General features: G+C 63.4%; 20 protein-coding genes. 6 read left to right on the top strand and 14 right to left on the bottom strand.

Annotated features, from left to right (window positions below):
* The first annotated feature begins 191 nt into the window (after positions 1-191).
* Both ACXJKE_RS07510 and ACXJKE_RS07505 read left to right on the top strand, forming a co-directional pair.
* Positions 192-728, top strand: a complete 537-nt coding sequence (locus ACXJKE_RS07510; protein ID WP_457279964.1) for an N-acetyltransferase family protein — start codon at positions 192-194, stop codon at positions 726-728.
* 7 nt (positions 729-735) lie between these two features.
* The gene (locus ACXJKE_RS07505; RefSeq protein ID WP_457279963.1) at positions 736-1,212 is read left to right on the top strand and encodes a hypothetical protein; all 477 of its coding nucleotides are present in this window, start codon (positions 736-738) and stop codon (positions 1,210-1,212) included.
* A gap of 140 nt (positions 1,213-1,352) precedes the next feature.
* On the opposite strand, the gene ACXJKE_RS07500 is transcribed toward ACXJKE_RS07505, so the two are convergent.
* From ACXJKE_RS07500 to ACXJKE_RS07450, 11 genes are all read right to left on the bottom strand, one after another.
* The gene (locus tag ACXJKE_RS07500) at positions 1,353-2,390 is read right to left on the bottom strand and encodes an anion permease (protein ID WP_457279962.1); all 1,038 of its coding nucleotides are present in this window, start codon (positions 2,388-2,390) and stop codon (positions 1,353-1,355) included.
* 127 nt (positions 2,391-2,517) lie between these two features.
* Positions 2,518-3,165: a DUF47 domain-containing protein gene (locus ACXJKE_RS07495; RefSeq protein ID WP_457279961.1), complete on the bottom strand. Its 648-nt coding sequence runs from the start codon at positions 3,163-3,165 to the stop codon at positions 2,518-2,520.
* 388 nt (positions 3,166-3,553) lie between these two features.
* Positions 3,554-3,916 (bottom strand): DMT family protein, encoded by a 363-nt coding sequence (locus ACXJKE_RS07490; RefSeq protein WP_457279960.1) that lies wholly within the window; start codon positions 3,914-3,916, stop codon positions 3,554-3,556.
* A gap of 21 nt (positions 3,917-3,937) precedes the next feature.
* Positions 3,938-4,900, bottom strand: a complete 963-nt coding sequence (locus ACXJKE_RS07485; RefSeq protein ID WP_457279959.1) for an AEC family transporter — start codon at positions 4,898-4,900, stop codon at positions 3,938-3,940.
* A 60-nt stretch (positions 4,901-4,960) separates the two neighbouring features.
* Positions 4,961-7,051, bottom strand: coding sequence for a TonB-dependent receptor (locus tag ACXJKE_RS07480; RefSeq protein WP_457279958.1), 2,091 nt, complete (start codon positions 7,049-7,051; stop codon positions 4,961-4,963).
* A 79-nt stretch (positions 7,052-7,130) separates the two neighbouring features.
* Positions 7,131-7,562 carry a hypothetical protein gene (locus ACXJKE_RS07475; protein WP_457279957.1) on the bottom strand — a complete coding sequence of 144 codons (432 nt, stop codon included), beginning with the start codon at positions 7,560-7,562 and terminating at the stop codon, positions 7,131-7,133.
* Positions 7,543-8,124, bottom strand: a complete 582-nt coding sequence (locus tag ACXJKE_RS07470; protein WP_457279956.1) for a DUF3299 domain-containing protein — start codon at positions 8,122-8,124, stop codon at positions 7,543-7,545. The genes ACXJKE_RS07475 and ACXJKE_RS07470 overlap by 20 nt, the downstream gene beginning before the upstream one ends.
* Before the next feature lie 79 nt (positions 8,125-8,203).
* Positions 8,204-8,488 carry a hypothetical protein gene (locus tag ACXJKE_RS07465; protein ID WP_457279955.1) on the bottom strand — a complete coding sequence of 95 codons (285 nt, stop codon included), beginning with the start codon at positions 8,486-8,488 and terminating at the stop codon, positions 8,204-8,206.
* Between the two features lie 7 nt (positions 8,489-8,495).
* Positions 8,496-9,713, bottom strand: a complete 1,218-nt coding sequence (locus tag ACXJKE_RS07460) for an ABC transporter permease (RefSeq protein WP_457279954.1) — start codon at positions 9,711-9,713, stop codon at positions 8,496-8,498.
* Entirely contained in the window at positions 9,710-10,366 is a 657-nt protein-coding gene (locus ACXJKE_RS07455) for an ATP-binding cassette domain-containing protein (RefSeq protein WP_457279953.1), read from the bottom strand. The genes ACXJKE_RS07460 and ACXJKE_RS07455 overlap by 4 nt, the downstream gene beginning before the upstream one ends.
* The gene (locus tag ACXJKE_RS07450; RefSeq protein WP_457279952.1) at positions 10,363-10,923 is read right to left on the bottom strand and encodes a Fur family transcriptional regulator; all 561 of its coding nucleotides are present in this window, start codon (positions 10,921-10,923) and stop codon (positions 10,363-10,365) included. The genes ACXJKE_RS07455 and ACXJKE_RS07450 overlap by 4 nt, the downstream gene beginning before the upstream one ends.
* Before the next feature lie 326 nt (positions 10,924-11,249).
* On the opposite strand from ACXJKE_RS07450, the gene ACXJKE_RS07445 reads away from it, so the two are divergent.
* Genes ACXJKE_RS07445 through ACXJKE_RS07435 form a run of 3 tightly spaced genes read left to right on the top strand, consistent with a single transcriptional unit; the run spans position 11,250 to position 13,897 of the window.
* Positions 11,250-12,044, top strand: a complete 795-nt coding sequence (locus ACXJKE_RS07445) for a metal ABC transporter ATP-binding protein (protein ID WP_457280959.1) — start codon at positions 11,250-11,252, stop codon at positions 12,042-12,044.
* The gene (locus tag ACXJKE_RS07440) at positions 12,044-12,946 is read left to right on the top strand and encodes a metal ABC transporter permease (protein WP_457279951.1); all 903 of its coding nucleotides are present in this window, start codon (positions 12,044-12,046) and stop codon (positions 12,944-12,946) included. The genes ACXJKE_RS07445 and ACXJKE_RS07440 overlap by 1 nt, the downstream gene beginning before the upstream one ends.
* A 36-nt stretch (positions 12,947-12,982) precedes the next feature.
* A complete protein-coding gene (locus ACXJKE_RS07435; protein ID WP_457279950.1) occupies positions 12,983-13,897 on the top strand; it encodes a metal ABC transporter substrate-binding protein in 915 nt (304 codons plus the stop codon).
* A 69-nt stretch (positions 13,898-13,966) separates the two neighbouring features.
* Here ACXJKE_RS07435 and ACXJKE_RS07430 read toward each other — a convergent pair whose 3' ends face one another.
* On the bottom strand, positions 13,967-14,236 hold the full coding sequence (locus tag ACXJKE_RS07430) for a hypothetical protein (protein ID WP_457279949.1): 270 nt from the start codon (positions 14,234-14,236) through the stop codon (positions 13,967-13,969).
* Between the two features lie 181 nt (positions 14,237-14,417).
* Between ACXJKE_RS07430 and ACXJKE_RS07425 the strand changes: the two genes are divergently transcribed.
* The gene (locus tag ACXJKE_RS07425) at positions 14,418-15,401 is read left to right on the top strand and encodes a succinylglutamate desuccinylase (RefSeq protein ID WP_457279948.1); all 984 of its coding nucleotides are present in this window, start codon (positions 14,418-14,420) and stop codon (positions 15,399-15,401) included.
* Between the two features lie 300 nt (positions 15,402-15,701).
* Here ACXJKE_RS07425 and msrA read toward each other — a convergent pair whose 3' ends face one another.
* A complete protein-coding gene (msrA, locus tag ACXJKE_RS07420) occupies positions 15,702-16,244 on the bottom strand; it encodes a peptide-methionine (S)-S-oxide reductase MsrA (RefSeq protein ID WP_457279947.1) in 543 nt (180 codons plus the stop codon).
* Positions 16,245-16,362: 118 nt separating this feature from the next.
* Positions 16,363-16,641, bottom strand: a complete 279-nt coding sequence (locus tag ACXJKE_RS07415; RefSeq protein WP_457279946.1) for a hypothetical protein — start codon at positions 16,639-16,641, stop codon at positions 16,363-16,365.
* Positions 16,642-16,674: the final 33 nt, after the last annotated feature.

Genomic DNA, 16,674 nt, shown 5'->3' with positions numbered 1-16,674 from the left:
GGGGCTTACCGGTAAGGTAGATACCCCAATGTTCTGCAGCGCTTGAGACACACGACATGGCCACCCGGCCAGCGAATTGCTGCAAAGCCTGAGATTATAGCCTGCCGAACGGTTTTTGCCCAAATTCACCCCTACCCCGCTCCTGAAGCCCCCCGCACACCCATTCTCCTGTCTCCGAAACCACCACCGACATGCCCCTCATCCGCCCCAGCCGCGAAGAAGACATTTCCGCCATCACGGCCATATACAGCCACCACGTATTGCACAGCACAGGCACCTTCGAAACCGAGCCTCCCAGCGTGGCCGACATGACCGCCCGCCGGGCCGACGTGCTGTCCAAGGGCCTGCCTTACCTGGTCGCCGAAGAGGATGGAAAAATCGCCGGCTTTGCCTACGGCAACTGGTTCAAGCCCCGCCCGGCCTACCGATTTTCAGTGGAAGACTCGATCTACCTCGCGCCTGACCTGCACCGCAAGGGCCTGGGCCGTGCGTTGCTGGCCGAGTTGCTGGCACGGCTTGAAGCGGTGGGCGTACGCAAGGCCATGGCCGTGATCGGTGATTCGGCCAACGCCGGCTCGGTGGGCGTACACCGCTCGCTTGGCTTCAAAGAGGTCGGCACCATTGCCTCCTGCGGCTGGAAGTTCGGCGCCTGGCGCGACATCGTGATCATGGAAAAGACCCTGGGCGCAGGTGACACGCAGCCGCCGGTGGATGCACCCGCCGCATAATCGCCGCATGCAAGCAACCGCCTCCACAGCCCCTAAAGCGCCCAAAAACAAAACCCTCGCCGCCTGGCTCGCCTTCGCAGCCGGCCAGCTCGGCGTGCACCGCCTCTACCTGTTCGGCCTGGGCGACATCTGGGCCTGGCTGCACCCCATCGCCGCCGCGCTGGGCTGGTGGGGCGTGGAACGTGTGCGGCTTTATGGGCAGGACGATCACCTCGCCTGGGTGCTGATTCCGCTGCTGGGCTTTACGCTGGCCGGTACGGCGCTCACCGCGATTTACTACGGCCTGATGTCGACCGACAAATGGAACGCGCTGCACAACACGGCTACGCCCGATACCCAGGCGGGCAACACCAACTGGCTGACCATAGGCGCGGTGGTGTTTGCCCTGCTGTTCGGCACCATCTCACTGATGTCCAGCATCGTGTTCAGCTTCCAGCGCTACTTTGAATACCAAGTCGAAGAGGCCAAGAAGATATCGCAGTGAATATGGCCCCCACGGTCGCTCACTTCGTGTAGCTCTCTGCCCCCCGAGGGGGCCGCTGCGCCTGCGGCCTGGCAAAGCCAGTTCCGCGGCCCCGGCTTGATTAAAGAGAGGCCACGACGCATGCTCAGTGCGTGGCGCGATCAGAAAACCTGAAGACTGACCCAGTACGCGATTGCTGCCACGAATGCTGAAGCCGGGATCGTGAAAATCCAGGCCCAGACGATATTGCCGGCCACGCCCCAGCGCACGGCTGAAGCGCGCTGCGTGGAGCCTACGCCCACGATGGCGCCGGTGATGGTGTGCGTGGTGGAAACAGGAATACCCAGCCCGGTCGCCAGGAACAGCGTCAGTGCGCCGCCAGTCTCGGCGCAGAAGCCGCCCACGGGCTTGAGCTTGGTGATCTTCTGGCCCATGGTTTTCACGATACGCCAGCCGCCGAACATGGTGCCAAAGCCGATGGCGATGTAGCAGACGATGACCACCCAGATCGGCAGGTGTTCCGTGGTCGCCATCATCCAGACCGGCAAACCCTGCACGTTGCTGGTCGTCGCGGCGATCAACAGCAGCCAGATGATGCCGGCGGTCTTTTGCGCGTCGTTGCCGCCGTGCCCCAGGCTGTAAGCGCCGGCGGAGACCAGCTGAAGCCGGCGAAACCATCGGTCGGCCTTCGACGGGGTCGTCCTGCGACACACCCAGGCCACCGCCACCATCATCAGCGAGCCCAGCAAAAAGCCGAGCAACGGCGACACGAAAATGAAGGCCACCACCTTGAACACGCCCGAGGCGATCAGCGCGCTGGCGCCGGCCTTGGCGATGACGGCCCCCACGATGCCGCCTATCAGCGCATGCGAAGAGCTGCTGGGAATGCCGTAGAACCAGGTGAGGATGTTCCAGGTGATGGCGCCCATCAGCGCGCCAAACACCACATGCGTGTCCACCACGCCCGGCATCACGATGCCCTTGCCGATGGTCGCCGCCACGCTCAGGTGGAAGATGAAATACGCCAGGAAGTTGAAGAAAGCGGCGAACAGCACCGCCTGCCCCGGCTTGAGCACGCCCGTCGACACCACCGTGGCGATCGAGTTGGCCGCGTCATGAAAGCCGTTCATGAAGTCGAACGCAATGGCCAGGAAGACCAGCAGGAACACCACCCACAGGGCGGCCTGTACGGTTTGCATATTTATCCCAATGAGGTAGCTAGGGAAACGAACGCGCCGGGACGCAGCGCAGGGCCGCCCCAAGCAAGGCCAGCCCCCTCGGGGGGCAGCGAACTACGCGAAGCGAGGAGCGTGGGGGCTGCCATCTTCAGGAGTTCTCGAGGACGATGCCCTCGATCAGGTTGGCCACATCCTCACACTTGTCGGTGATGGTTTCCAGTAGTTCGTACACCGCCTTGAGCTTGATCACTTCCCGTACATCGGGCTCTTCGCGGAACAGCCGGCTCATGGCCGAGCGCATGACGCGGTCGGCGTCGGACTCGAGCTTGTCGATTTCCTCGCAGGTTTTCAGGGCGGCTTCAGCCGTCGCGGCATCGCTGACTTTTTCGATCAGCGCCACGGCGTCCTGCAGGCGTTCGCAGCATTTGACGCTCAGGTCGGTCAGCCGCACGATGTCGTCGGTCATGTGGCGCACGTCGTAAAGCGCCATGGTTTCGGCCGAATCCTGGATCAGGTCGGCCACGTCGTCCATGGTGTTGATCAGCTTGTGGATCTGCTCGCGGTCGATGGGCGTGATGAAAGTCTTGTGCAGCGCCCGGTTGACTTCATGCGTGATGCGGTCGGCGGCACGCTCGGCGTGGTCGACTTCGCGGTTGAAAGCTTCGCGCTTTTGCACGTCCGCGTAGTTCGCAACCAGGTTCGAAAACGCATGGGCGGCCTCGACGATGCGTTCGGCATGCTGGTTGAACATCTCGAAAAAATTGCCTTCGCGCGGCAGCAATTTGCCAAACAGCATGTCAGTTCCTCAGGAAATATGTCAAAAGTATGACGTTTTTGTGACTGCCGGAAGTTTAACCGCCTCGGATTTCGGAGCGATTTGGGTGTTTGGGCACTGGATTTTCTGCTTAGGCGGCTGGCCGGGGGTTGCCCGGCGGCTACTCACTTTTCTTTTGCTTCGCCAAAAGAAAAGTAAGCAAAAGAAAAGGCGACCCTGCTGTCTGCGTCCCTGCGCTTCGCTTCGGGCAACCTGCGGTGCTCGGTCCAGACGGGGTCTCGCTCGAACTCGCTACGTTGCACTTCGCTCAGACAATCGCGATCCCTGATCCGTCTGGCCCTGCGCTCCTCGGCGCATCCAGAAGGGGTGGGACAGGAATACCAAACAGCCGAATACCAATACCGAAGATTCAAGCGCTGCGGAAGATGAAGTAGACGGCGCCTACCATGCACAGCGCCGCCCACAGGTAGTCAAGCTTCAACGGCTCGTTCAAATAGAACACTGCAAAAGGCACGAACACGCTCAGCGTGATGACCTCCTGCATGATCTTGAGCTGCCCGACGCTGAACTGGGTAAAGCCGATGCGGTTGCCGGGCACCTGGAGCAGGTATTCAAACAGTGCGATGCCCCAGCTGATCAGCGCTGCGATATACCAGGGCGAGGTGGCCAGGTTTTTCAGGTGTCCGTACCAGGCAAAGGTCATGAACACGTTGGAAAGCAGGAGCAGGCCGATGGTTTGCGCCGATACCGGCAGGGACTGGAGGAACTGCATCAATGGCTCCGTGAATGAGATTTAGACAAACCGCCCGACCAGCAGCAGCACAATGGTCAGCGTCACCAGGGCCAGCGCGGTAGACACCACGACACTGGCAGTAATCAGGTCTTCCGCCACCTTGTAGCGCTGGGAAAACAAAAACACATTGGCGCCAATGGGGAGGGCCGAAGCCACCACCATGACGGCCATCGGCACGCCGCCCACACCCAGCAGGCGGCACAGGCCAAACACCAGCAAGGGGTGCAGCAGGTTTTTCACGCCCGCCAGTGCCAGCGCCGGCCGCCAGTGCTCACCCACACGCGTATTGGCCAGTGTCACGCCCACCAGCACCAGCGCCAGCGGACCGAAGGCATTGGCCAGCAGTTCCAGCGGCTTGTCGATCACCACGGGAATCGCAAGGCCGGTTTGCGCAAACAGCAGGCCGGCAATGATGGGCAACGGCACCGGGTGCAGCAACGCGTTTTTCACGGCCATCAACACCGTGGCCACCGGGTGGCGCGGCGCAGTGGTGACTTCATCAGACGTGCCCAGCTTCTGTTCATGCGCCACCGCCAGCTCCAGCACCACCGTGGCGCTGGTCAGCAGCACCAGCGAATGCACCGAGACCAACGTGAACAGCGTAATCAGACCTTGCGGTCCATACATCAGCCCGATCAGCGCAATGCCGATCATCACGGTGTTCGAAAAAGTATTGGCCAGCGCCAGCACCGCTGCGCGGCGGTTAAAGCCCTGCAGCAGCAAGGTGCCGCCAAATAGCACCACGACCGCCAGAAAGTAAGCCAGCACCGGCTTGAAGTCCAGTTCCTCCACATGCACCCGGCTCATGGTGCGAAACAACAAAGCCGGCGTAAGCAGCAGGAAGATCAGGTTTGAAAGGTCTTTTATCGCTTCGGGCCTTATCCACTGTGCGCGACCAGCTATGAAACCTGTAGCAATCAACAACACGACGGGAAGCAGGGACACGAAGACAAGCTGGTTCATCCGCACAATCTTAGCGCGCGGGCGGTCAGCGAGTCTGCGTGTTTTACGTAGTGGCCCCGCTTAAAAAGCGAGCTGCATGCCCACCTTCAGGCTGCGCCCCGGCAGCGGCGCCTTGGGAAACGCCGTGGTCGTCAGTACCGAGGCCGCGCTGTAGGCCAGCTGGTTGGTCAGGTTGTCCACCTTCGCATACCAGAGGATGTTGCTCACGCCTGCCTTCATGCGATAGGTGGCCGCCAGGTTCCACAGCGTGTAGGCCGACGTGGCACGCTGGCCGGCGGCCACACGGTTTTGCGCCATCGAATGGTCAAAGCCGATGCTGCTGCCCCACGGCCCGTGGGCCCACACCAGGCTTGCCCCCATGCGTGCCGGCGCAATGCGCGGCAACGGCAGGCCGTTGCTGAGGTTGGTGGCACGCACCACATCGCCGCGCAAGGCCAGGTCCAGACTGGAGGCTCCTTCGATCAGGCGGATGTTGCCGCTGGCCTCCAGGCCCACAAAGCGGGCGCGCACGCCGGTGTAAGCAAACTCCGGCAGCAGCTTGTTGTCCGGGTCGTTGTCGTCCACGCCGTCACCGTCCAGGTCGGCCGGGTTCAGCGCGCCGTCTTCCTGCCCATAGTTGTTGCCCGTGGCCAGCAACCCGATGTAGCTTTTGAAACGGTGCACATAGGCATTGGCCGCAAAGCTGTTGGCGCCGGACTTCCAGGCCGCGCCAACATCCAGGCTGGTCGACTTCTCCTTGCCCAATGTGGCGTCGCCGCTTTCCCAGGCTTTGGTCGCTACGTGCGGGCCCTGGGCGAAGAGCTCGTAGTCTTTGGGCGCGCGTTCGGTATAGGCCAGGTTGCTGGTGAGCTGCCAGCCCGGCGCCGCGTTCCACAAGGCACCCAGCGCATAGCTATGCGGCGTGAAGTCGCGCGTCAATGGTGCAAAGCGCGCCACCAGCGGGTTGCCCAGCGACTCCACCTTGACCGACTCCAGACGCCCGCCAAAGCTCAGCTTGCCCCAGCCGGTGGTGTATTCCTCGTAAGCGAACATGGCGTTCTGCGAGGTCTTGCTGTAAGGCGCGAAAGCCTCGGCGCCGTCGGCCGAAAACTTGTTGTTCTCGGCCTGAAAGCCGATCACGCCGTCCAGGTTGCCGATGCGCGCATGGCGGGCCTCCAGCCGGAAATCACTGCCCTTGTTCTTGAACACCGTGCCGGGGTTGGGCCCTTCAAATTCGGTGTGTTCGTAGTCGGTGTGGCTCAGCTGGCCCTTTACGCTCTGGATGAAACCGCCCAGGTTACGCACCTCGCCTTCCAGCGCCGCACGGTTGGACTTCATGTCGATCGTCACGTCGTCCTCGGCCACCGTGCCGTAGTTGCTGCGGTAGGTGCTGACGGACGCGCCCAGGTAGCCGTGGTCAAAAAACACCGAGCCGCCCGCCGCACCACCGCGCACTTTGCTGTCCGAATTGCAGATGCGGTGGGTGATGGTGTTCACGCCGCCCTTGCTGCAAGCCAGGTCGGTGGGCACCTTCACGTCGCCGGTTTCGCGGCTGAACACGTCAACATGCAGGGCGTAGCGATTGTTGCCGCCTTCGAGCAACACGCCGCTGCTTTTCTCGCGGTTGCCGGTGGCCAGGCCCAGGTCGACCTTGCCGCCGACACCGCCTTTCTCGTCAAACAGCGGCTCGCGCGGAATGCGGTTGTCGATCACGTTGACCACGCCGCCCACCGCACTGCCGCCATACAGCAATGCGCCGGGGCCGCGCAGCACCTCCACGCGTTCGATGCTGATCGGGTCGGACGTCACCGCGTGGTCATAGCTCAGGCTGGAGGCGTCCAGCGTCGCGCCGCCGTTGCCCAGGATGCGGATGCGGTCGCCGTCCAGGCCGCGGATGATGGGGCGGCTGGCGTTCGGGCCGAAGTAGGTGCTGCTCACACCGGGCACGCCGTCCAGCGTTTCGCCGAGTGTGGTTTTGGATCGCAATAGCAGTCCGGCGCCCGAGTACTGTGCGGCAGGCGCTATCAAATCAGTAGCGCCCAGCGGGTTACCGGTGACGGTGACTTCTTTCAGGCTGGGGGCAGATGCTGGCGAGGCGGTCTGGGCAGTCGCCAGGCCGCAGGAGAGCGTCGCCGCGACGCAGAGCGCGCGGCTGATAAAAGGTGGGTTCATGATGACTCGCTGAATCGAAAAACAAGAGGGCAAAGCTGCGCCCTGGCCAGGTGGCCGGCGCACAGAAAAACGGGGAGATTCAGCGAGTGGAAGGCGGGCCGCGCGCGTCGAACAGCGCCGCCCAGCGGGCGAGTGCTTCGCCGCGGGAGATGTCAAATGCCACGCTGGAGAGCACCAGCGGCAAACTCAGCAGGGGAAGCGTGGGCGCCGCCTGGCCGTGGCTGGCCTGGTCAAACAGGCGGCAATCCGGATCGCCGTCATGCGAGGAAAACAGAGAAGCCAGCCAGCCGCCTTCACTCTCTCCCTCTTCTTCCACATGCGCAAGAGCGGCGTGTCCCTGATGGTGGCCGTCATGATGCATATTCGAATGTGAATGGATGTGCGCCTGCGGGCTGTGCACCACGCCGTGCATCAGCCCCAGCAGTTGCGCAAGCAATAGCGTGGCGGCCAGCAGCCAGGCCAGGGCCCGGGCGCGACTCAGACCCCGACGCTCACTTGACGCTGGTGGCATCCGTGATGCGGTAGTAAAGGCCGTAAGAGTCGTCATTGAGGACGAGGAAGCGCCCCTCCACCACCACCGGCTCCATGCTGTATTTCACCGGCGTTTTGGTTTTGACTTCGACCATGCTCTCGGGCCCGCCGGGCAGGCAGAAGGCGCAGGTCAGCGGCACTGACGACAGCAAAAAATGCTTTTGCTTTTCGCCCGGGTCCAGCGGCATCATGAAACCCTGGATGCGCTGGGTTTTCTGGTTCAGCGCCATCTGGTCGAGGGTGAAGACCGGAAGGATGCGGTTTTTCTCGTTTTTGGTTTTCACCGCCGTCAGCACCGACCAGGGCACCACATCCGTACGGGCTGCCAGCGGCGGAAACGGACTGTTGGCGCCATGCACGCCCGCGCCCTGTCCGACCGGTATGTCAAACGCCGGCCCTGCCGCGGCAGGCTTGCCGCCATTCGCCAGCGGTGAAGACAGCGTTTGCGCCGAAAGGCCTGTAGCGGCCAGCAGCGTGCTGCAGGCCAATGCCCACCTCAGTCCGTAAAGGCTTGGAGTGCGAGGGCGAAAAGAGGCTGTCATGCAGTACTCCAGAAAATCCAGAAAAAAGGTGAGGCCACTTCAGGGGCGTCGCGGTGACGTCAGTGGACGTCAATGAACGTCAATGAACGTGTTTCATCCCGCAGTATTTGCCGACAGCCAGGCCTTTGCAAGCGGCCTGCAGCTCTTTTTCACAAACTTCGTCTTTCTTGCCCGATTCCAGGCATTTGGCGGCGTTTTCGTGGGCGGCGGCCATGGCGCGGTGGCGCTGGATGTCTTCCTTGGTTTCCTTGTCGTTGTGCTGCGCATGGGCCAGCGAAAACGTGGCGCTCAGGGCCACCGCCGCAAACGTGGCCGCAACAGGAGACAGGGTGAGGAATTTTTTGATGGAAGAGAGGTTTGTCATAAGAAGGTTACCTTGATTGGAGAAGTTCAAACACACTGACCCGGTAGGCTTCCCAGGCGGGCAGCAACGCAGACGCCAGCGCCACCCCCAAAGCCAGTACCGGCACACTGACCAGCTCGACCGGCCATGACAGCGCACCGATCAGGACAGATTTTTCAAGTTGCAACGCCCAGGCCAGCAGTGCCGTCAGCCCCTGCCCCGCAAGCACCCCCAGCATGGTTGCCAGCAACGCCAGCCACAGCGCTTCGCACAGCAGCAGGCCGGCCACGCGGGCCGGCGGCGCGCCCAGCATGCGCAGCAGCGCCAGGTCGGCCCGGCGCTCACGCACGGCACCCCACAGCGCAATGAAGACGCTCAGGCCCGCCGTCAGCAGCAGCACGCCGGCCAGCGCCCGCAGCACGTCGGTGCCCACACCCACCATGCTCAGCAGGCGCGTGATTTCCAGCGCCGGCGCGGCAGCCTGCATCTCGGTGCTGCTATTGATGTAGCGCGGAAAAGTCACGGCCGCCAGCGGCGTCTTGTACTGGATCAGTGCCAGCGTGATTTCGCGCTCTTCTTCCAGCACCTTGCGGTCGTCGTCGTCCAGTGCCGTGTCGGTTTCATGCACCTGCCAGACAGACTCGGTAGCCGTCAGCACCAGGCGGTCCAGCACCGTGCGGCTGCTGGCCAGGATGCCCGACACCACGTAGGGGCTCAGCTTGTGTTCTTCACCGCCGCCGCCCAGGCCGTGCGTGCCGGTAAAGCTGTCGCCCACTTTCAGGCCGGTTTGCTGCGCCACCTGCGCACCAATGACGGCCTGCATCGGCCTGGACCACAGCGCGCCCTGCGCCAGCTGCGCGTCGTAATGGTGGATGTAGTCGGGCGTGGTGCCCACGATGCGAAAGCCGCGAAAACTGTCGCCCAGGCTGATGGGGATGACCTTGGCGACCTGCGGATGCTTTTCCAGCTCCTTCACCGCCGCCAGCGGCACATTGCCCGTCGGCACGTCGAGGTGAAACACGCCCGACAAAATCAGCTGCATCGGGCTGCCCTTGGCGCCCACCACCACATCAATGCCGGCCACGTCACGGTCAAACGCCTGGCTGATCTGGTGGCTGACCAGCAGCAGAAAAGTGATGGAAGCCAGCCCCAGGGTGAGCAGCAGCAGGTTGAGCGCTGCCGCCAGCGGCCGCGACCACAGGTAGCGCCATGAAAACACAACGGTTTTGAATGCTATCGTTTTCATAGCTGCTTGCGCTCGACCAATAAGGACTGCAGGCCTTTTTCGTCTTTAAAAAAGGCCTGGACACGCGCATCGTGCGTGGCAATCACCAGCGTGGCGCCCTGCTGCTGCGCCGCGCTTTGCAGCAAGGCCAGCGACGCAGCGGCCGCGTCGTCGTCCAGGCTGGCCGTGGGTTCATCGGCCAGGATCACGCGCGGCTTCAGCAGCACCGCACGTGCCAGTGCCACACGCTGCGCCTGCCCGCCCGAAAGCTGCGCCGGCTTGCGCTGCGCCAGCGCCTGCACATCCAGCGCGGCCAACGCCTCGGCAATGCGGCCTTCGTCATCCGGCTGGCCGGCGGCCCACTGCGCCATGGCCAGGTTGCCCTGCACCGTCAGCGCTGCGCTCAGGTGAAGCTTCTGCGGCAAAAAGCCAATGGTTTTTGCCCGCCACGCGTCGCCGGCACGTCCGCCCAATGCCTTGATGGACTGGCCGGCCACTGTGATGTCGCCCTCACTGGGCGCCAGCAAACCTGCCGCCAGCGCCAGCCAGGTTGATTTGCCCGAGCCCGACGCACCGCGCAGCAGCAAGGTGCCGCCCTGCGCGACGTCCAAGTCCGCAAAGCGCAGCTCGGGACCATTGGTGTAGCGGTAAGCCAGCTGGCGGGTGCTGATCATGAAGAAGCCGTGCCGTTGGCGCAGTCGGCGCACACGCCCCGCACGGCAAAGTCCATGCTCATGCCCTGGTAACCCAGCGCCTTCAATGCTTCCAGCGCGGTTTGCGCGGCGCGTTCCAGGTCTTTGGTGCTGGCCTTGAGCGCACCCGAACGCTTGCCCGACAACGCGCCCGACAAGGGGCTGTCGCGGTGGCAGCTCTGGCATTCAAAGTGGGGAATGGCGTGCACGCTGCTCGGCATGGCCTGGTAGCGCCGCACGCGGTTGGCGTCCACGCGGCACAGCAGCAAACCCACCTGCGTGAGCCGGTCGATCAGCCGGTACAGCGTGACGCGATCCAGTGTCACGCCTTCGCCGGCATCATCGTCGCCGCCCAACGCGGCCTGTAGTTGCGCGTGCGTGTAGCTGGTGTCCGGGTGGGCCAGCAGCCAGCCCAGCACCAGACGCGCAGCGCTGGTGCGGCGCAGGCCGTGGGCTGACAACAGCACATCAATCGGGTCCGCGTCGGCGGTGATACCGGGCTCGGTTTTGGAACGCCTGACAGGGTGGACGGATGCCATGGGATGAAGCCGTTCGGAAAGAGTTTGGCAAAAGAGCGCGCGGTGTATTTTCGCAATGCGCGCACATAACGCAACAATGTTGCATTAGACTATACAGCAATTCAGTTGCATTATTACCGCAACCGAGTGGCTTTTGATGACTTCCCGGCCCGCTTGTTTGTAAAGACGACTCCCTTGCCAGCTTCACCTCCTCCCTTCCCCCCACAGCCTCCGCGCCGCCGCAGCATCCTCACCTGGCCGGCCTGGCGCCGGGTGCTCGCGGTGTTGCCAGCCGTGGCGCTGCTCTGGATGGCGGTCGCCTGGGCTTCGGCGGAAATAGCGCCATGGTGAGCGCCATGGTCGCGCTGGACAACCTCACCGTCAGCTACCGGCAGCATCCGGCGCTGCACCACGTCAGCGGTCACTTCGCGGCGGGTTCGCTGACTGCGGTTGTTGGCCCCAACGGCGCCGGCAAAAGCACGCTGTGCAAAAGCATCATGGGTTTGCTGCCCCGTTCGGGCGGACAGGTCACCACGGCAACGCCGCGCGCGCGCATTGCCTACCTGCCGCAACAGGCTGAGCTGGACCGGAGCTTTCCGATGGACGTGTGCGACGCCGTGCTGCTCGGCTGCTGGCCTTCGCAGGGCGCGTGGGGCGGCGTCAGTGAGGCGCAGTGGGCCGCCGTCGGCGCGGCCTTGCGCACCGTTGGCCTGGAGGGTTTTGAAGCGCGGCCCATTGGCACGCTTTCCAGCGGGCAGTTCCAGCGCGTGCTGTTTGCCCGCCTGCTGGTGCAGGACGCCCGCCTGATCCTGCTGGACGAGCCCTTTAACGCAATAGACAGCAAGACCACCGCCGCCTTGCTGGCGTTGATTCGCCAGTGGCATGCCCAGGGGCGCACCGTGATTGCCGTGCTGCACGACGATGCCCAGGTGCGGGCGCATTTTCCGCAAACACTCCTGCTGGCGCGCGAAGCCGTCGCCTGGGGGCCCACCGCACAGGTCATGACCGAAGGCAACCTGGCGCGCGCCCGCGCGATGGCAGAAGCATGGGACGAAAGCGCCGAAGCCTGCCGCATCGACGACAAGGCAGTAGCCACACCAGTGGCATTGCACGAGCCCCTGCTGCACAAGGCTGCGGCGTGATGGAAGCCGCGCAGCACGCCCTTCACGGTGCCTGGGCCATTCTGTTTGCGCCGTTCGCCGAATATGCGTTCATGCGCCGCGCGCTGGTGGCCACGATGGCGCTATCGCTCAGCGCCGCACCACTGGGCGTTTTCCTGACCTTGCGGCGCATGAGCCTGCTGGGTGACGCGCTCAGCCACGCCATATTGCCGGGTGTCGCCATCGGGTTCATGCTGTGCGGCCTGTCGCTCACGGCCATGGCAGCAGGCGGCGTACTGGCCGGCATGCTGGTGGCCGCGCTGGCCGGCTTCATCAGCCGCGCCACCACGCTGAAAGAAGACGCCAGCCTGGCTGCCGTTTACCTGGTGGCGCTGGCGCTGGGCGTGACGCTCATTTCCGGCCACGGCACGCAGCTTGACCTGCTGCACATTCTGTTCGGCAGCGCGCTGGGCGTCGACACGCCGGGCCTGCTGCTGGTGGCCGGCGTGGCCAGCATCAGCCTGGTCGCGCTGGCGGCAGCCTACCGCGGCCTGGTGCTCGAAAGTTTTGACCCGGTGTTCCTGGCTGCAACGGGCCGCAGCGCCTCTTTCAAATGGGCGTGGCAGCAGGGCTTTTTGATGCTGGTCGTCATCAACCTCGTGGCCGGCTTCCAGACACTGGGCACGCTGATGGCCGTCGGCCTGATGATGCTGCCCGCGGTGTCGGCGCGCCTCTGGCATGACACCCTGCCCGCGCAGCTCGCCAATGCCGGCGCACAGGCCATGGCGGCAGGTTATGCCGGGCTGCTGCTGTCTTACCACTTCGATACACCTTCGGGCCCGACCATCATCGGCTGCGCCGGCGCGCTGTACTTTGCATCACTCTTGCTGGCGCCCAGCGGCTGGCTGCCGCGCACATTCGCACGTGCGCATCGTGTTGCCTGAGTCCACTTTTTTTGTTTTACCAATCCGGAGCCTTCCATGACATCCATCCAACACATGCTACGCAAACTGCTGACACCCCTGGTGGGGGCTGCACTGCTGTCCGCCGCCACCGCCGGCATGGCCGCCGACAAGATCCCTGTGGTCGCCAGCTTCAGCATCCTCGGCGACCTCGTCCGTGTGGTCGGCGGTGAACGCGTGGCTGTCACCACCCTGGTCGGCCCCGATGAAGACGCGCATGTGTTCGAACCCAAACCCGCTGACGCCAAAAACCTGTTGCAAAGCAAACTGCTGGTCAGCAACGGCCTGGGCTTTGAACCGTGGGCGCAAAAACTCGTCAAGTCCGCCGGCTACAAGGGCCCGGTGGCGGTGGCTTCGCAAGGCGTGAAGGCCCGCACCATGCCCGGTGAAAAAGGCGGAAAAGAAACCGACCCGCACGCCTGGCAGGATCCAACCAACGTCGTGATCTACGTGCGCAACATCGCCGCAGCCCTCGCCCGGCTCGACCCCGCAGGTGCAGCCACCTACAAAGACAACAGCGAAACCTACGTGAAGGAGTTGCAGGCGCTGGACGCCTGGGCCAAAGAACAGCTCAGCGCCGTCCCGTCTGCCAAACGCAAGGTCATCACCTCACACGACGCCTTCGGTTATTTCGGCGCGCACTACCAGGTCAGCTTCCTGGCGCCACAAGGAATCTCCACCGAAGCCGAACCCAGCGCAAAGGAAGTTGCCCAACTGATCCGGCAGATCCAGCGCGAAAAAATCAAGGCCGTGTTTTTTGAAAACATGAGCAACCCCAAGCTGCTCGCCCAACTGAGCAAGGACGCGGGTGTGACACCCGGCCCCGCGCTGTATGTCGATGCCCTGTCAAAAGCTGGTGGCCCAGCTGACAGCTACCTCACGCTGATGCGGCACAACGTGACACAACTGGTGGCGGGGATCAGGCAGAACTGAGTTGGAATGAACCGGCATCGTGGAACGGCTCGTTGGCCGCGCTGGCCTCCGGGCAAAGCTGTGAAGCGTTCAGTCGCGATAGGGTTGATTGCTTCGGGGCGCATCCGGCAACTGTTCATCAAACGACTGGCGGTAACGGATACAGCCGCGAAAGAACTGCGGCCAGTCGGGTACAACGGGCACCGGGTCGCTCTTCTCCGGCAGCAGCGCCCACAGCGCCGGATGATGCCAGCACAGCTCATGGCCTGTGCTGTCGCGGTGCTCGCGAATGCCCTGGCGGAGCTTTTTGACTTCCACAATGAGTTGTTCACGCGACAAGCCTTCAAGGTCGGCGTCCATGTTGCCTCCGTAGCGATATGGGTTGAGCAAGGTCTGGAAACGCCGCCATCATAGGCAGGAAGCTTCGCCGCACGGCATGCCCATTGGCAACAAATAGCAACGCCCCCGGATGCTTCACCTTCCCTTCCAAACCGCTGTATAACCAAGCCATGAACGCCACACCTGCAGCGGTGCATTACCCATGACTTCCATTCCTGCCCAACACCCCACCCACCTGCGTGCCCACACCTACCATGGCCTCGCCCCCGGTCCGCGCCTGCTGGTCACCGGCGCCGTGCATGGCAACGAGACCTGCGGCACGCGCGCCATCACGCAGCTGCTGGAAGAAATCGACAACGGCCAGTTGGGCATTGAGCGCGGCACCGTGACTTTTGTGCCCGTGACCAACCCGCTGGCCTACCGGCTCAAGCAGCGCATGGGTGAGCGCAACCTCAACCGCAATATGGCGCCGAGTGCGATTCCCCAGGACTTTGAGGACCGCATCGCGAACGTGCTGTGCCCGCTGCTGGATGCGCATGATGTGCTGCTGGACCTGCACTCTTTTCACACGGGCGGCGCGCCGTTTGTGATGATTGGCCCGCAAAACAACACGGGGGCGCTGGAGCCCTTTGACCATGCCGCGGAAGAAATGCAACTGGCGCTGCACACCGGGCCGCACCGGATCGTGGAAGGCTGGCTGGAGACGTACGCCCGGGGCGTGCAGCGGCGCGCGGCAACGGCTGCGGGCGCTGCGGGGGGCGCCCGCGCGCAGACATTGGTGACCGACCCGAACTACGGCGTGGGCACGACCGAATACATGCGTTCACGCGGCGGCTACGGCGTGACGCTGGAATGCGGCCAGCACGACGACCCGCAGGCGGTGCAGGTGGCGCGGCATGCAATTCAGCAGACGCTGGGCCTGCTGGGGCTGATTACGCAGAAGCCCGCACCGGTGCCGATGACGCGCGAGATCCTGCGGCTCGTTGACGTGGTGGACCGCGAGCATGCGGGCGACACCTTCACGCGCGAGTGGCGCAGCTTCGACGCCGTGAAAGCCGGCGAGGCGATTGGCACGCGAAATGGCGGCGCACCTGTTGCCGCACCGGCGGACGGTTTTGTGGTGTTTCCGAATCCACGAGGCGAAGTGGGCCAGGAGTGGTTCTATTTCGCGCAGCGGCGGGTTTGAGCGCGGATGGGCCGGGCCAGCGCCGTTGCGGGGTGGCTACGGCTTGCCGCAAGGTGCCGACATTGCTATCTATTTAATAGCTGCTTGCGCCTACCCCTATTGGCTTTCAGGCCAATTTGATGGTTAAACGAAGGGCTTTTTTGCGTCAAAACGGGCTAAAACCCGTTTGAAAACCCGAAAAGGTTGGTTTCAGACGGCCAAAGCCGCCAAAAACACGATTTCTCAGTATCAAAAGTGGCCGCAGCCCAATACTGAACTGCGCCAGCAGCTATTTATTTGATAGCGACCGCAACCATCCATTCAATCCTTCACACGTGACGCAAAGGTCTTGCGGAATTTGTCGACTTTGGGGCCGACCACAAACGCGCAGTAACCCTGGTTGGGGTTGTTTTCGAAATAGTCCTGGTGGTAGGACTCGGCGGGCCAGTAGTTTTCGAGCGGCAGCACTTCGGTGACGATGGGTTTGCCAAAGGTTTTATCCTGGCTGACCTGACGGATGAAGTCGTCGATCTCCGCCTTCTGCTCCGGCGTTGAGTAATAGATGCCGCTGCGGTATTGCGTGCCGGCGTCGTTGCCCTGGCGGTTCAGGCTCGTCGGGTCGTGGATGACGAAGAAAATTTCGAGGATCTCGCGCAGCGTGATGTCGGCCGGGTCGTAGGTGAGCTTGACGACCTCGTTGCTGCCGGTGCGGCCCGTGCAGACCTCTTCGTAGCTGGGCCGTGCGGCCTGGCCGTTGCTGTAGCCCGACTCCACGTCGGTAACACCGCGCACCTTGACGTACACCGCCTCGGTGCACCAGAAGCAGCCGCCGCCGAGCGTGATGGTTTGGGGGGAAGAAGGCATGGAAATCTCCGCTGAAATCCGTTGGTCGTACGGGGAGCGGCAATCTTACGCCGCGACCCGCGGGCCTGCGCAGAGGCCTGCACATGGCCCCCTGAAACGAAGCGGAAACGCGCCCGGCTCAGTCGCGCCGGCGCGGGCCTTTGGTGACGTGCTGGGGGCCGATTGCACGGCGCATCAGCCGCAGCAGGGCCAGCGCCACAAGCCCGCCGGCCACAGCCAGGCCGAGCGAACCCATGCTGAAGACCTTGTCGTTGGTGGCGCCCTTGCTGAGCAGGGCAGCCACGAAGTCGCCGCCGATGAAAGCGCCGAACATGCCGACGCCGATACTTTCGAGGATGAGGATTTTTTCGCGGGTGCCCGCGAGCAGGCAGGCAGCTCCGCCGAGAAGGGCACCCACCGCACACCAGATATACGGGTTGATGCCGTTCTC

It is taken from the genome of Polaromonas sp. P5_D5, from assembly GCF_054049435.1.
The sequence above is the reverse complement of the archived record's forward strand: the minus strand, read 5'-3'. Positions and strand labels throughout refer to the sequence as shown.

What these genes read in the sequence shown, in the direction of transcription:
- ACXJKE_RS07510 (WP_457279964.1), top strand. Translation starts at nt 192, where the DNA reads ATGCCCCTCATCCGCCCCAGCCGCGAAGAAGACATTTCCGCCATCACG.
- ACXJKE_RS07505 (WP_457279963.1), top strand. Translation starts at nt 736, where the DNA reads ATGCAAGCAACCGCCTCCACAGCCCCTAAAGCGCCCAAAAACAAAACC.
- ACXJKE_RS07500 (WP_457279962.1), bottom strand. Translation starts at nt 2,390, where the DNA reads ATGCAAACCGTACAGGCCGCCCTGTGGGTGGTGTTCCTGCTGGTCTTC.
- ACXJKE_RS07495 (WP_457279961.1), bottom strand. Translation starts at nt 3,165, where the DNA reads ATGCTGTTTGGCAAATTGCTGCCGCGCGAAGGCAATTTTTTCGAGATG.
- ACXJKE_RS07490 (WP_457279960.1), bottom strand. Translation starts at nt 3,916, where the DNA reads ATGCAGTTCCTCCAGTCCCTGCCGGTATCGGCGCAAACCATCGGCCTG.
- ACXJKE_RS07485 (WP_457279959.1), bottom strand. Translation starts at nt 4,900, where the DNA reads ATGAACCAGCTTGTCTTCGTGTCCCTGCTTCCCGTCGTGTTGTTGATT.
- ACXJKE_RS07480 (WP_457279958.1), bottom strand. Translation starts at nt 7,051, where the DNA reads ATGAACCCACCTTTTATCAGCCGCGCGCTCTGCGTCGCGGCGACGCTC.
- ACXJKE_RS07475 (WP_457279957.1), bottom strand. Translation starts at nt 7,562, where the DNA reads ATGCCACCAGCGTCAAGTGAGCGTCGGGGTCTGAGTCGCGCCCGGGCC.
- ACXJKE_RS07470 (WP_457279956.1), bottom strand. Translation starts at nt 8,124, where the DNA reads ATGACAGCCTCTTTTCGCCCTCGCACTCCAAGCCTTTACGGACTGAGG.
- ACXJKE_RS07465 (WP_457279955.1), bottom strand. Translation starts at nt 8,488, where the DNA reads ATGACAAACCTCTCTTCCATCAAAAAATTCCTCACCCTGTCTCCTGTT.
- ACXJKE_RS07460 (WP_457279954.1), bottom strand. Translation starts at nt 9,713, where the DNA reads ATGAAAACGATAGCATTCAAAACCGTTGTGTTTTCATGGCGCTACCTG.
- ACXJKE_RS07455 (WP_457279953.1), bottom strand. Translation starts at nt 10,366, where the DNA reads ATGATCAGCACCCGCCAGCTGGCTTACCGCTACACCAATGGTCCCGAG.
- ACXJKE_RS07450 (WP_457279952.1), bottom strand. Translation starts at nt 10,923, where the DNA reads ATGGCATCCGTCCACCCTGTCAGGCGTTCCAAAACCGAGCCCGGTATC.
- ACXJKE_RS07440 (WP_457279951.1), top strand. Translation starts at nt 12,044, where the DNA reads ATGGAAGCCGCGCAGCACGCCCTTCACGGTGCCTGGGCCATTCTGTTT.
- ACXJKE_RS07435 (WP_457279950.1), top strand. Translation starts at nt 12,983, where the DNA reads ATGACATCCATCCAACACATGCTACGCAAACTGCTGACACCCCTGGTG.
- ACXJKE_RS07430 (WP_457279949.1), bottom strand. Translation starts at nt 14,236, where the DNA reads ATGGACGCCGACCTTGAAGGCTTGTCGCGTGAACAACTCATTGTGGAA.
- ACXJKE_RS07425 (WP_457279948.1), top strand. Translation starts at nt 14,418, where the DNA reads ATGACTTCCATTCCTGCCCAACACCCCACCCACCTGCGTGCCCACACC.
- msrA (WP_457279947.1), bottom strand. Translation starts at nt 16,244, where the DNA reads ATGCCTTCTTCCCCCCAAACCATCACGCTCGGCGGCGGCTGCTTCTGG.